The sequence below is a fragment of the Zobellia alginiliquefaciens genome, from assembly GCF_029323795.1.
Classification (GTDB): Bacteria; Bacteroidota; Bacteroidia; order Flavobacteriales; family Flavobacteriaceae; genus Zobellia; species Zobellia alginiliquefaciens.
In genome coordinates, this window is the sequence record NZ_CP119758.1 from 523,717 (window position 1) to 536,896 (window position 13,180).

Genomic DNA, 13,180 nt, shown 5'->3' on the forward strand with positions numbered 1-13,180 from the left:
TTAAAGAGTTTTAAGAAAGCCTTCTACTTTGGTTAATATTTCTCTAAATTCCGAATCCATGTCACTTATACCAGCACGTAATTGTTCCTCAAAGGTAACTGCAAATCCGTATGCTTCCTCCATACTCAAAATATTGAACTTGTGCTTTAATTTATGAACTATATCAGCAGCATCATTATATTCATTACTATCTATATGTTTCATATATGTTGCTAATTCCACCGGAAATTCCTCCTTCAAGATAGAGATAAATTTTTGTTCGAACTCAATATCATCCCCAGATAATTCTTTTATGTACTTAAGGTTTGGTTGTTCCATTGCTATCCTTTTTTAATGTAAACGAAAAATTAGCTCCCATATTTTCTTCAGATACCAGTTCTATGGAACCATGATACAATCTAACAATTTTTTTGACCAAAGCCAGTCCTACTCCTGCCGAGCTATCATTATTCTCTAACTTCTTAAACATTTCAAATATGGAGGTTTGATGCTTAACCGGGATGCCTTTTCCGTTATCAATTACAGAAAATTTCCAAAACTCAGCCTGATCCTCAAATTTTATAGTAATTACCCCCTTCTTAAGATGCTTGGTTGCAGTAATGGCATTTGTTATTAAGTAAGCAAAAATCTGTTCAATAAGGTGTTTTTCTATATGTATAACCGGAAAATCATTCCCATAGTTCAGGGTGATATTTTCTTGCAACGGCACGTAGCTTTCAATTTCATTTAAAAGAAGGTTGATATCTACATTCATTTTAGACTCCATACTTGTTCCAATGGTAGCATGTTCTAAAATACCGTTAATCAAATTATCCATTTTCACGAGATTACTTGATGCCAATTCTATATTTTCCTTACTATCCTCCGTTAGACTGTTCTGGTTGTCATCTTGTATCCAGCTCAAAAGCGCATTTACGTTCCGTATAGGCGATTTTAAATCATGTGATACCATTTGCACATAATTATTAAGCGAATCATTCTGAGTTTCCAGATCCTTCAATAGTACATTTTTTTCTTCCGTCATTTCGCCCACCTGGGAAGCCAATTTACTAATTTGTTGTGCCAATTTTTCAACATCAAACTCCTTTTTCGCATCATTGTTAAATTGATTTTCACTACTTAAATTTGAATTTAAGCTAGTCATTGCCAATTCTAATGACGCCAAAATTTTCTTTTGCCTTTCAGCTTCTTTAGTAAGCTCCCTATTGGCGATGAATAATTCTTCAGAGCTAATGGCAGTAGCTCTTTGTATCATGCTTAATTTTTCATCGTAATTCTGATATGACATCTCTACCGCATCCAAAAACCGCTGCATATCTTCATTCTCACTAAGAGATGCAGGTAGGTTCTTCTTAAGTTGTCGTTTTAATAGAGAGTGCATTATTCACTAAATAAAGTTAAGGTCATAGTTTGGTTGTGCAACTTACAAGCATCTTGGCCTACAAAGGGAGCCATTTCCCCGTAAGAGTAAAATCCTGTGACTGCTGCTCCGCTACCAATAACGGAAATTACTTCTTCCACTTCTTCTTCCGTTCTTTGATCCATAACCAGCTTTCTACCTACACAACTTATTAAAATAGCTAATTCTGGTTCATTCTTTCTATTATCCATGGCATATTGCGCAGCAACACTTGCCGCATCTACAATATCATCTACGGTGGCCATCATTAATTGAACACGTGCATCTTTTGGAACATCACCGGCCAATGTCATTGTATTAGCTGTTTCATCTATGGTTAAAATGGTACGGACCACAGGCTCCGAATTTTCATTTACCCTCACGCTTAACGGAAAAAGCAATGCAGAAGTTGGTAATTCTTGCGCCTTATCTCCTAAATACTTTTTATATAAATCTAGAGCGGGCTGCCCATCTAACTCATAAAGTATATTGTTCTCAGATTTTGTAATTGTACGTTCAGGCCCAAAAGGTGTCCACCCTCCATAATTGGCACTCGTAATTTCCAAAGATTCCCCATAGAAACCTATAGCTATAATTTCACCTTCCTTAGGGCTCTCATTGTAGGAGGCAAGTGTTTTTTCAAAACGATCATCATCACCACATAATCCACCAGAAATACCAATATGGTTCAGCCTTGCATCTTCAAAACCGCCAATTAAAGCACTGCCGTTTACAGAACTTCCCTCCGATATTAAAAAAATATATTTTAGGCCTTCTTTTGGAAACTCACTGAGAATAGTTTCACCAAGTACAAGGTCATCATCTATGTCCGATACATTACCCCTCTTTACTGTGAAACTACATCTTTCAAACTCAATAGCTGTCAAAGATACCGAACCTTGTTGTACCGAATCTCCAATAATTTCGCCAGCAGTGCTACCAAAAACAATATGTCCTCCCGGAAAAAGTTCCTTTACTTCATTGTAAAGGCTTTTATCTTCTAATGCATACCTATTTCCAAAGACCAAAACCAAAGGATTATCCAAAGTTTGATTTTCACCAGATATTAATTTAAAGGGCTCCGCTACTTCTTTTACCGCTTGTACTATTTTCATCTTTAACTATTTAGGCTAGTTGGTTCTTTTTTAATAGTAAAGTGAAACTCGGTACCCATATCTTTTTCACTCTCTACCCACACTTCGCCTTCATAGCGATCAATAATCTTCTTTACTATAGAAAGTCCTATACCGGTGGACCTTTCATTAGCTCCTATAGATTGAAAAATCTCAAATATTTTTTTATGGTACTCCTTTGGAATACCTACCCCATTATCTTTAATGGAAAACTGCCAATGGGTTGAGTTTTCCACAAATAATACCTCTACAAGACCCACTTCTTTTTCAATATGAACAACGGCATTGGATAGTATGTTCTGAAATAACTGGTGCATCTTGGTACTATCTGCAATAATTGTAGGCAAAACTTTAGGAACCACTAAGGCCACATGATCAGGAATAAATATACTTTCCTTGATTTTTTCTACAACAACGTTCAAATCAACACTGGAGTTATCCAAGGCGGAATCATTAGCCGTTGAGTATTCCAAAATACCCTGAATTAGCTTATCCATTGAAGCAACCTTCTCTTGCATTAATGTTAAGTTCTGTTGACCTGCTTCATCAAGGACATCTTTATAATCATCCTGTATCCAAGTAGCCAAAGCACTTATACTTCGTAATGGTGATTTTAAATCATGGGAAACGATATGTGCATATTCCTGAAGTCCTTTATTACTTTGTTCAAGCTTCTTAAGCAATTGCTCTTTTTGATTTTGTAGAATTTTTTGTTCGGTAACATCCAGATGAATTCCTACCGAGCCAATTAAGGTCTTTTGATTATCATATCTTGGTGCACCACTTACCAACCAATGTTTCTTATTTCCAGCTTTATCAAAAACCTCTAATTCATATGAATTTGATTCGCCTTCTGTGCGTTTTTCATTTTCCTTATCTAGAATATTCTTGTTCTGAACACGAAGCACTTCACTTCCTACTTTTCCTAAAAGTTCTTCTTCCTTATATCCGCTCATAGCACAAAAGCTTTGGTTCACGAGCTGTATAACGTCATTCGTATCTACTTCTATTAGGCCAAGGTTCATGTTAGCTATTATACTCGCATATTTTTCGCGCTCGTAGTTCAATCGCTCTTCGGCTTCACGCTCCCTGGTAATATCCTCAACCATTGCCAAGAGATACATTAAATTGCCCTTGTAGTCCCTTACTGCACTTACAGAAGTCTTACCTACCAAGCAGCCACCTTCCTTTTTATAGTATCTTTTTATAGCGATTGCTGCATCAATTTCACCTGCTAACATTTTCGCCATAATTTCATCCGTAGGTTCTCCTTCTATATCTTTTGAAAACTCACTAAGCTTCATTGTCTTAAACTCCGCTTCTGTATAACCTAGGAGCTCAGTAAACGTGCTGTTTGATTTTATGATTTTATCTTCAACACTTAAGACTATGCCTAAAGGAGAACTTTCAACAATAATATCTAACTGCTTTCTTTGTTGATCAAGTAATTCTTTAATTTCCGTTTCTTGTGTAATATCCCTAATAATACCCTGTGCACCAATAGGTTCCTGTTTTGTATTATAAATTAAGCTGCTATTGATTTCAATCCATTTCTCATCTCCATTCTTTACATTTATTTTAGCCCTGTAGTTTTTTAATGTACCAACTTTTAAAAGGTATTTGAAAGATTCTGCGGTATATTGAAGATAATCTTTGTGTACAAGCTCTGTTAAGTTTACACTTTCTTTGGTATGGTCGTATCCCAAAAATTCTTTTGCGGAACTATTCATTTTAATAACATTGGCCGTAAGATCCATTACTACGTAAGGGTCAATGATATTTACAAATACGCCATCTAGCTCAGACACTTTTTCGCTCAAGAGATTCTCTAGAGTACCATTGGCCTCTTTCAGGCGAGCCGCAGTTTCATATAATTCAGTAGATTTTTGTTCTAGAATTTTCTCGGCTTGTTGCCTCGCTTTTTTCTGTCTTTCTAAAGCCTTTTTGAGAAGTTGTACCTCTTTACTACTATCCATTTTGAACAATATCAAATTTCACCTCTGTACCGTCCTCTTTTAATAGATCATATGTGATAGTTGCAGAACCACCAAAATGTTCAAAGGCTTTTTCTATGAGACCATGCGCCAGACGATATAAGCCTCTTGAGGAAGAATATACCATAGTAATTCTAGAATCTGTTTTATCAAGAATCTTAAAGGTTGGTAATTCTGCATCTGGGTACAGTTTTTTAACGTGTACATGAATATGGTCTTCTATACAATATAAAAGACCTAAGGGAGTATTGTAGTTCTTAATGACCTCTGGGTGCGAATTGGCCAAACCTGCGAAAAGGTACAGACCAAAAGCATAAATAAGATCACCGACAGGAATTTTTGTTTCCTCACTAAGGTTGGTTATGAGGGTAACCATCTCGTTAAATTCATACGTTCCAACGGATGTATAAATTCCTTCAGATGGCAAATTTCCATTTTCTATTATGTTGTCCAAGGTCTCAAGTCCAAACTTAGCCTCGACCATTTCCAAAAATTCCGTGAATACTATTCCTTTCATAGCTCTTAAATTTATTTAATAAAAGTAAGAAAAGTAGTATGTACTTAGGAATTTTTGTTGTGAAAACCAATTATTTGTTAGCCTTTCACTAATTGATTGACATCCCAATATTGAAGAACCTTATGAAGCTTAGACTCATACTCTTCATATTTTAAAGGCTTTATAACATAGCCGGCTACACCAATTTTGTAACATTCCAACAAATCAGCTCTATTTTCAGATGTTGTAAGAATAACTGTAGGAAGATATTTTAGAACATCATCAGCTCTAAGAATGCTCAAAAATTCAATCCCGTTCATTCTTGGCATATTGAGGTCTAACAGTATAATATCCGGTAGTTTATTCCCTGATTTAAGAATCTCTAGTGCGTCTTCGCCGTTCTTAGTCTCAATAATATTATGCTTAAGTTCTAATTTCTTTACAGTACGCTGTAATTTCATTACTTCTATAGCATCATCTTCGATTAATAAAATATCCATAATTATTTGTAATTAAATTGAATACAAATCTCCAAATTAAATAATATAATTTTAACTAGGTGTAGACGAATGGAAAAAAACTGTAGGTGAATGGTATTTTAAATAGGTTAAAGATTTTGTCCGAAGCCCATGTAATCAATTAAAAAGCAATCTTTTACTCCCTATTTCCGGCAATTATTCTATTTTAGTAAACTACTTCGGGGCAAGCCCGCGAGGTATTAAAAGGAATACACCTTAATTTCGAGGCAAGCCTCGGAGCATTTAATCTCGATTATCGAGTAAAATCTCCCCCATTTTTGTATTTCATCAACAAACCTAACTTAGGGCTGCATCTCAATTAAAACATATTTACAAAATATGGCCAAAGCAATAACCATCTGTTTCTTGAAATTCTAGAAAAAATTGAAAACAAAATTCGTTCAAAACTCAAAGCAGGTCCATTAAGTAACCAATGGTTAGCCTTGCGTACCCTAATGGTACTAAAAACTTCAGAAATGTTCTCCGAAGACTCTAAAGTTCGTTAAAGTCAATGTTCACTATCTTTAAATTTAATGAAGCGTAATTAGAAAGTTATAGTATCTTTGCATCGCTTTAAAAAACTCTTATGCGCACGTGGCGGAATTGGTAGACGCGCCAGCTTGAGGGGCTGGTGGCCACTAGGCCGTGGAAGTTCGAGTCTTCTCGTGCGCACATTACCATCAATGAATTCTCATTGATGGTTTTTTTATGTCTAGATTTCTTATCTTCTCTTTATCAAATCATTTTTTTTAGCGAAAGAGCACGTACATCACTCCTTTCACGAATAAAAATCAGTAGATTTGTTTAACTTTTTTTCAAAAAGAATGAACAATATAAGAAAGACTTTTACCATAAGAGACCTGGAAAACCTTTCCGGCATTAAAGCGCATACAATCAGAATATGGGAGAAAAGGTACAACCTACTTTCTCCTGAACGAACAGACACTAACATTAGAAGGTACAGTCTAGAAAGTCTACAGAAGCTATTAAACATTACCCTTCTATATAGTAATGGGCACAAAATATCTAAAATTGCTAATTTAAACGAGTCCAAAATTCCTGAGCTCGTAACAAAACTGACTTCAGAGAGTCATAATAGCCAGATTTTTAATTCCTTTAAGCTGGCCATGTTTAATTTTGATCAGCAGCTTTTTTCCAAAACATACCAAACCCTTCTTCTTGAAAAATCATTCTCAGAAATTTTTAAGGAAGTATTTATACCGCTGTTAAATGAATTGGGACTATTGTGGCAGACAGATACTATTTGTCCTGCACACGAACATTTCATATCCAATCTCATAAAACAAAAAATCCTAATAAACACGCAAGAACAGCAAGAAAAAGGCGTATTGAACAGTACTACTACTTTTGTTGCCTATTTGCCCGAGAGCGAAATTCACGAAATAGGTCTTCTCTATTTAAATTATGAGATTGTTTCCCGAGGTTATAAATCAATCTACTTAGGACAGACTGTTCCACTTGAAAATTTAGAAGAGGTAATGAAGGTTTTTGACAATACTACATTTATATCCTCTTTTACAGTATCCCCTTCTAAGGACAAAATCAACGATTACCTGAACCAGTTTCATTTGCTTTCTTCTAAATATCCAAATACAAAACTCTGGTTATTAGGACACCATAACCAACACTTAGATATGGGAAGTCTACCTAATTCAATAGAAATTTTTTCATCAATGGATAAAATTATTAAGCGACTTTAAATATGTTTTTATAGAAAAGTAATGCAAAAAAAAATTGCCATAATAGGTTCAGGTTTTTCATCGTTATCCGCTTCGTGCTATCTGGCAAAAGCAGGTCATGAGGTAACTATTTATGAAAAAAACGAAACTATAGGCGGTAGAGCCAGACAACTTAATAAAGATGGATTTATATTTGATATGGGTCCCAGTTGGTACTGGATGCCGGATATATTTGAATCCTTCTTTAACGACTTTGGAAAGAAAACTTCAGATTACTACCAACTAGATAAACTAAACCCTGCTTACAAGATTTTCTTTGCCGATGACAACATTACCATTGGGGATTGTATGGATGATATTTGCAAAGAATTTGAACGTATAGAACCCGGAAGTGCCCCGCACCTCAGAAACTTCATTGCAAAGGCTCAAAAGAACTATGACATAGCAATCAACAAAATTGTACTGCGCCCCGGGCTTTCTCCATTAGAACTTATCACTCCTGAAACAGCCTTGCGCGTGGATCAATTTTTCAAAACCATTAGCGGCGAAGTGCGTAAAAAGTTTAAAAATAAAAAATTAGTATCTACACTAGAATTCCCCGTCCTTTTTTTAGGAGCCAAACCCAATAAAACGCCTTCGTTCTATAATTTCATGAATTATGCCGATTTTGGTTTGGGTACTTGGCACCCCAAAGGTGGTATGTACGAAATTGTGAAGGCTATGAAAAATTTGGCAGAGGAACTTGGGGTTAATATATGTACTAAATCTCCTGCAAAAAAAATCAACGTAGAAAATAATAAAACTATTGGGATACAGGTAAACGGAAAAGATATTTTGGCTGATGTTATCCTTTGTGGAGCGGATTACCACCATTCGGAATCTTTACTTGAACCTAAATACCGTCAATATTCAAAAGCTTATTGGAACAAAAAGACCTTTGCCCCTTCCTCTTTATTACTTTATGTAGGTTTTAATATCAGGCTCAAAAATATTGAACACCACAATCTTTTTTTCGACACTGATTTTGAGCGTCATGCAAATGAAATTTACGACCTGCCCAGCTGGCCAGAAGACCCTTTGTTTTACGCAAATTTTCCTTCTGTGACCGACTCTTCTATGGCTCCTAAAAACTCGGAAACTGGTTTTTTCTTAATTCCAATTGCCCCAAATTTGACGGATACACCTGAACTAAGAGAACAGTATTTTGATATCATAATGGACCGGTTTGAAAAACGTACACAACAAAGTGTAAGACAAAATATACTTTTTAAAGAATCTTTCTGTGTGAACGATTTTGTAGAGCAATATAACTCATATAAAGGCAACGCATATGGTATGGCCAATACCTTGAGTCAGACTGCTTTTCTCAGGCCCAATTTAAAAAGTAAAAAAGTAAAGAATCTATATTTTACCGGCCAGCTAACCGTTCCGGGCCCTGGCGTTCCTCCGGCTTTAATTTCAGGCAAACTTGTTTCTCAATTGATCAATCAGAACGTCTAAAACCCATACTATGAAAGCTCTCTTCGATAAAGTTTCCTACCAATGTAGCAAAATAGTTACAGAGTCTTATAGCACCTCTTTTACATTGGCCACAAAGATGTTATCTCGCTCTATTAGGGCTGACATTTATAACATATATGGTTTTGTAAGGTTTGCAGACGAAATAGTTGATTCGTTTGACCAGTATGATAAAGAAAGGCTTTTCAATCAGTTTGAAGTCAGTCTTAAAGATGCTTTGGAACACCGCATTAGCCTAAACCCTATTCTAAATTCGTTCCAATACACCTATCATAAATATAAAATACCCTATCAGCTGGTCGCCGCTTTCATGAAAAGTATGCGAATGGACCTATATAAGACCGTGTACAGAACTGATGAAGAATACAAAGAATACATATACGGTTCTGCCGATGTGGTGGGCCTAATGTGTCTTAAAGTATTTGTAAAAGGTGATATTGAAAAATATAACAGCTTAAAAGAAACCGCGATGGCATTAGGCTCTGCCTTTCAAAAAGTGAATTTCTTACGGGATCTTAAGAGTGATTTTGAAGAATTAAACCGAAGCTATTTTCCCAACACGGATTTAGCGATGTTAGATGAAGCCTCAAAAACCCGAATCGTTAACGAAATCAAAGCCGATTTTCAAATAGCCTATTCGGGTATATTGCAATTACCTAACGAAGCTAAATTTGGTGTGTATACCGCGTATAAATACTATTATCAATTATTGAAAAAGTTGCAGCGCACACCGTCTTTAGAAATTAGAAAGGTTCGTATTCGCGTTCCCAACTATGAAAAATTCGGTGTTTTGGCAAAATCATATGTAAACTATAAATTGAATTTAGTTTAGAATGAAAACAGTTATTTGGATAGCCCTATTTTTTGGCACATTTTCCTTCATGGAATTTATGGCATGGTTTACCCATAAATACATTATGCATGGTTTTCTATGGAGTTTGCATAAGGACCATCACAAAAAAGACCATGATTGTTGGTTTGAAAGAAACGATGCCTTTTTTATATTCTATGCCATTGTAAGCATGATTCTTTTTTACATGGGCTCACAAACTTCATTTTGGTACGGTTGGCCATTGGGGTTTGGGATTCTAGCCTATGGCATTGCCTATTTTCTTGTTCATGATATTTTTATTCATCAACGATTTAAGCTTTTCCGAAATGTAGACCATTGGTATGCGAAAGGGGTTCGTAGAGGCCACAAAATGCACCACAAACATTTAGGCAAAAAAGATGGTGAATGTTTTGGTATGCTCCTAGTTCCGTTTCGTTATTTTAAGAATAAGACTTAGCTCGGCAACTAGACTCTACGTTGGTTATTTCATCTTTCAATCAACGAACAGATTTGATAAAGTCATCAAGGTTTATTTATCAGGCTATTTAAAAGTTCGGTTACCGTGGCATTATTCCAATCATGGGTTTCTTTAGAATTCACTACAATAGTTCCATTTTTATCTATTATATAAGTACCCTGAATCTCCGGTATCTTAAATGGCGAGTCGGCACCTACAATTCTATAGGTTACGGGAAAAATATATTTATTTTTTGCCATAAACTCTTCTACAGGCTCTCGTTCCTCGTTCGTAATAATATAAAAATCCACTCTGTCCGAATAAGTGTTATAAAGCTCTTGAATACCCTTTAGCTCTGCGGCACTGGGGGTATTCCATGAAGCCCAAAAGTGAATGAACAGTACTTTTCCTTCGGATTTATTAAAGTTGAAATAGTCCCAATTGGCATCCTTTAGCTTCCAGTCGTAACCACTTATTTTCTCCCTATCCTCTACAGCAATAATTTCTGGAGGTGAAGCAAATAAACGCATAAGCCACACCTTGCCCCAATACCCTACCGGAGTTACAAAAAAGGAAAGCACAAAGGCCATGATAATGAGCGTAAAGAATGTTTTTCTTTTCATAAAAAGTATTAGCTAGGGCCAAAACTAAAAAACTCCCGCTAATTAACGGGAGCTTTTATATACTATTTCAATATTGACTAAGCTGCATTTTCCTTTTTAATGACGTTCAATGCAGAACCTTCTCTATACCAATCTATTTGAGGTTGGTTGTATGTATGGTTCAACTTAATTACATCTTTGCTTCCATCTGCATGCACCAACTCCAAAGTTAGTTGTTTGTCCGGAGCAAACTCGGCAATATCAACAAAGTTAAAAGTATCATCTTCCTGTACTAGATCATAATCTGCCTCATTGGCAAATGTTAATCCTAACATACCTTGTTTCTTAAGGTTTGTTTCATGAATACGCGCGAAAGATTTTACTATAACCGCTGCAACGCCTAAATGTCTTGGCTCCATAGCTGCATGCTCACGAGAAGAACCTTCACCATAGTTGTGATCACCTACAACCACAGATCTCACACCCGCCGCCTTATAAGCGCGCGCCGTATCCGGAACACCTGCAAACTCTCCCGTTAATTGGTTTTTTACAAAGTTGGTCTTCTTACCAAATGCGTTGACCGCACCAATTAAACAGTTATTAGAAATATTATCTAAATGACCACGGAAACGTAACCAAGGACCGGCCATTGAAATATGGTCTGTAGTACATTTACCAAAAGCCTTGATCAACAATTTAGCTCCCATTAAACTTTCGTCCTTTATGGGAGTAAACGGTTCTAACAATTGTAACCTTTCAGAATCTGGAGAAACCTTAACCTCTACACCGGAACCATCTTCATCCGGAGCTAAGTAACCTGCATCTTCAACTGCAAACCCTTGTGGAGGCAATTCTATACCTAATGGCATATCTAGTTTAACTTCCTCACCATCTTCATTGATTAATGTATCATTCATTGGGTCAAAATCCAAACGACCAGATATTGCTATAGCAGCCACCATTTCTGGAGAACCTACAAACGCATGCGTATTTGGGTTACCATCAGCTCTTTTGGAGAAATTTCTATTGAACGAGTGAACAATGGTATTCTTCTCTTCGCCCTTTAAGTCACTTCTGTCCCATTGACCAATACATGGCCCACAAGCATTCGTAAAGACCGTAGCTCCAAGGTTTTCAAAAACCTCTAGAATACCATCTCTCTCGGCCGTATAACGAATCTGCTCCGATCCCGGGTTAATACCAAAATCCGATTTGGATTTTATCTTTTTATCCACCGCCTGTTGAGCTATGGAAGCCGCTCTTGTTAAATCTTCGTATGAAGAGTTGGTACAAGAACCTATTAATCCCCAATCAACCTTTAAAGGCCATCCGTTTTCTTTTGCTTTTGTCCCTAACTCACCCACTGGTGTAGCTAAGTCTGGAGTAAACGGTCCATTTAAATGAGGGCGAAGCTCATCTAAGTTAATCTCAATAACTTCATCAAAATACTGCTCAGGATTGGCGTAAACCTCATCATCGGCAGTTAAATATTCTCTTACTTTATTAGCTTCATCCGCCACATCATTTCTATCTGTAGCTCTTAAATAGCGCTCCATAGAGTCATCATAGCCAAAAGTAGATGTAGTGGCACCAACTTCCGCACCCATGTTACAAATGGTTCCTTTACCCGTACATGACAGATTTTTTGCACCTTCTCCAAAGTACTCAATAATTGCGCCTGTACCACCCTTTACCGTAAGGATACCTGCAACCTTAAGAATAACGTCTTTTGCCGAAGTCCAACCGGAAATATTCCCGGTTAACTTTACCCCTATTAATTTAGGGAATTTCAACTCCCAAGCCATTCCTGCCATTACATCAACGGCATCTGCCCCACCAACACCAATGGCAACCATACCTAATCCACCGGCGTTTACCGTGTGTGAATCCGTACCGATCATCATTCCACCAGGGAAAGCATAATTTTCCAGTACTACTTGGTGAATAATCCCTGCTCCTGGTTTCCAAAAACCGATTCCATATTTATTAGAAACCGATTCTAAAAAGTTAAACACCTCCGCACTGGTACTATTAGCCGATTTTAAATCAGCTGTAGCACCACTCTTCGCTTGAATAAGGTGATCACAGTGCACAGTAGTCGGCACAGCAACTTTTGGCTTACCAGCTTGCATGAACTGCAACAAAGCCATTTGAGCCGTAGCATCTTGACAAGCAATACGATCCGGAGCAAAATCAACATAATCCTTTCCTCTGGTGAATGCTTCTGTAGGGCTACCATCCCATAAATGAGAATATAAAATCTTTTCAGAAAGTGTAAGCGGCTTACCTACAATCTCTCTTGCTTTGTCTACGCGTTCCGCCATGGAAGCATAGACTTTTTTAATCATATCTATGTCAAAAGCCATAAAAATTATTTATAATAATTGTTAATCTATCTTACCCGTACAAGATACGAAATGTACACTGATTTTAAGAGCACATATGAAATTAAGAATGATTATAAAAAGAAGAAAGAAAAAAGCCCGAGTAAGAATACTCAGGCCTTCATCTCGATAAAAAATATTCTCTAA

Annotated in this window: 12 protein-coding genes and 1 tRNA gene; 5 read left to right on the forward strand and 8 right to left on the reverse strand. The window is 36.6% G+C overall.

The genetic code is table 11. The features are described 5' to 3' along the window. The 6 genes from P0077_RS02185 to P0077_RS02210 all read right to left on the reverse strand — a co-directional run bounded on the left by P0077_RS02185 (position 1) and on the right by P0077_RS02210 (position 5,522). On the reverse strand, positions 1 to 318 hold the full coding sequence (locus tag P0077_RS02185) for an Hpt domain-containing protein (protein WP_276167534.1): 318 nt from the start codon (positions 316 to 318) through the stop codon (positions 1 to 3). Continuing rightward, positions 299 to 1,381 carry a sensor histidine kinase gene (locus P0077_RS02190; RefSeq protein ID WP_276167535.1) on the reverse strand — a complete coding sequence of 361 codons (1,083 nt, stop codon included), beginning with the start codon at positions 1,379 to 1,381 and terminating at the stop codon, positions 299 to 301. Before P0077_RS02190 ends, P0077_RS02185 begins: the two co-directional genes overlap by 20 nt. Further along, the gene (locus P0077_RS02195; RefSeq protein WP_276167536.1) at positions 1,381 to 2,514 is read right to left on the reverse strand and encodes an FIST signal transduction protein; all 1,134 of its coding nucleotides are present in this window, start codon (positions 2,512 to 2,514) and stop codon (positions 1,381 to 1,383) included. The genes P0077_RS02190 and P0077_RS02195 overlap by 1 nt, the downstream gene beginning before the upstream one ends. A gap of 2 nt (positions 2,515 to 2,516) precedes the next feature. Further along, entirely contained in the window at positions 2,517 to 4,508 is a 1,992-nt protein-coding gene (locus tag P0077_RS02200; RefSeq protein WP_276167537.1) for a PAS domain-containing sensor histidine kinase, read from the reverse strand. Continuing rightward, entirely contained in the window at positions 4,501 to 5,043 is a 543-nt protein-coding gene (locus tag P0077_RS02205; protein WP_276167538.1) for a heme NO-binding domain-containing protein, read from the reverse strand. The genes P0077_RS02200 and P0077_RS02205 overlap by 8 nt, the downstream gene beginning before the upstream one ends. 77 nt (positions 5,044 to 5,120) lie before the next feature. Beyond that, positions 5,121 to 5,522 (reverse strand): response regulator, encoded by a 402-nt coding sequence (locus P0077_RS02210; RefSeq protein ID WP_276167539.1) that lies wholly within the window; start codon positions 5,520 to 5,522, stop codon positions 5,121 to 5,123. Positions 5,523 to 6,128: 606 nt separating this feature from the next. Between P0077_RS02210 and P0077_RS02215 the strand changes: the two genes are divergently transcribed. From P0077_RS02215 to P0077_RS02235, 5 genes are all read left to right on the forward strand, one after another. Further along, a tRNA-Leu gene (locus tag P0077_RS02215) sits at positions 6,129 to 6,212 on the forward strand. Between the two features lie 152 nt (positions 6,213 to 6,364). Beyond that, positions 6,365 to 7,261: a MerR family transcriptional regulator gene (locus P0077_RS02220; protein WP_276167540.1), complete on the forward strand. Its 897-nt coding sequence runs from the start codon at positions 6,365 to 6,367 to the stop codon at positions 7,259 to 7,261. Between the two features lie 21 nt (positions 7,262 to 7,282). Next, on the forward strand, positions 7,283 to 8,740 hold the full coding sequence (locus P0077_RS02225) for a phytoene desaturase family protein (RefSeq protein ID WP_276167541.1): 1,458 nt from the start codon (positions 7,283 to 7,285) through the stop codon (positions 8,738 to 8,740). A gap of 10 nt (positions 8,741 to 8,750) precedes the next feature. Continuing rightward, positions 8,751 to 9,590: a phytoene/squalene synthase family protein gene (locus P0077_RS02230; RefSeq protein WP_276167542.1), complete on the forward strand. Its 840-nt coding sequence runs from the start codon at positions 8,751 to 8,753 to the stop codon at positions 9,588 to 9,590. Between the two features lies 1 nt (position 9,591). Then, complete coding sequence (locus P0077_RS02235) at positions 9,592 to 10,047, forward strand: sterol desaturase family protein (protein WP_276167543.1); 456 nt, start codon at positions 9,592 to 9,594, stop codon at positions 10,045 to 10,047. A 65-nt stretch (positions 10,048 to 10,112) separates the two neighbouring features. On the opposite strand, the gene P0077_RS02240 is transcribed toward P0077_RS02235, so the two are convergent. After that, positions 10,113 to 10,670 carry a TlpA family protein disulfide reductase gene (locus P0077_RS02240; protein ID WP_276167544.1) on the reverse strand — a complete coding sequence of 186 codons (558 nt, stop codon included), beginning with the start codon at positions 10,668 to 10,670 and terminating at the stop codon, positions 10,113 to 10,115. Between the two features lie 77 nt (positions 10,671 to 10,747). Further along, positions 10,748 to 13,015 (reverse strand): aconitate hydratase, encoded by a 2,268-nt coding sequence (locus tag P0077_RS02245; RefSeq protein ID WP_276167545.1) that lies wholly within the window; start codon positions 13,013 to 13,015, stop codon positions 10,748 to 10,750. Positions 13,016 to 13,180: the final 165 nt, after the last annotated feature.

What these genes read in the sequence shown, in the direction of transcription:
- P0077_RS02185 (WP_276167534.1), bottom strand. Translation starts at nt 318, where the DNA reads ATGGAACAACCAAACCTTAAGTACATAAAAGAATTATCTGGGGATGAT.
- P0077_RS02190 (WP_276167535.1), bottom strand. Translation starts at nt 1,381, where the DNA reads ATGCACTCTCTATTAAAACGACAACTTAAGAAGAACCTACCTGCATCT.
- P0077_RS02195 (WP_276167536.1), bottom strand. Translation starts at nt 2,514, where the DNA reads ATGAAAATAGTACAAGCGGTAAAAGAAGTAGCGGAGCCCTTTAAATTA.
- P0077_RS02200 (WP_276167537.1), bottom strand. Translation starts at nt 4,508, where the DNA reads ATGGATAGTAGTAAAGAGGTACAACTTCTCAAAAAGGCTTTAGAAAGA.
- P0077_RS02205 (WP_276167538.1), bottom strand. Translation starts at nt 5,043, where the DNA reads ATGAAAGGAATAGTATTCACGGAATTTTTGGAAATGGTCGAGGCTAAG.
- P0077_RS02210 (WP_276167539.1), bottom strand. Translation starts at nt 5,522, where the DNA reads ATGGATATTTTATTAATCGAAGATGATGCTATAGAAGTAATGAAATTA.
- P0077_RS02220 (WP_276167540.1), top strand. Translation starts at nt 6,365, where the DNA reads ATGAACAATATAAGAAAGACTTTTACCATAAGAGACCTGGAAAACCTT.
- P0077_RS02225 (WP_276167541.1), top strand. Translation starts at nt 7,283, where the DNA reads ATGCAAAAAAAAATTGCCATAATAGGTTCAGGTTTTTCATCGTTATCC.
- P0077_RS02230 (WP_276167542.1), top strand. Translation starts at nt 8,751, where the DNA reads ATGAAAGCTCTCTTCGATAAAGTTTCCTACCAATGTAGCAAAATAGTT.
- P0077_RS02235 (WP_276167543.1), top strand. Translation starts at nt 9,592, where the DNA reads ATGAAAACAGTTATTTGGATAGCCCTATTTTTTGGCACATTTTCCTTC.
- P0077_RS02240 (WP_276167544.1), bottom strand. Translation starts at nt 10,670, where the DNA reads ATGAAAAGAAAAACATTCTTTACGCTCATTATCATGGCCTTTGTGCTT.
- P0077_RS02245 (WP_276167545.1), bottom strand. Translation starts at nt 13,015, where the DNA reads ATGGCTTTTGACATAGATATGATTAAAAAAGTCTATGCTTCCATGGCG.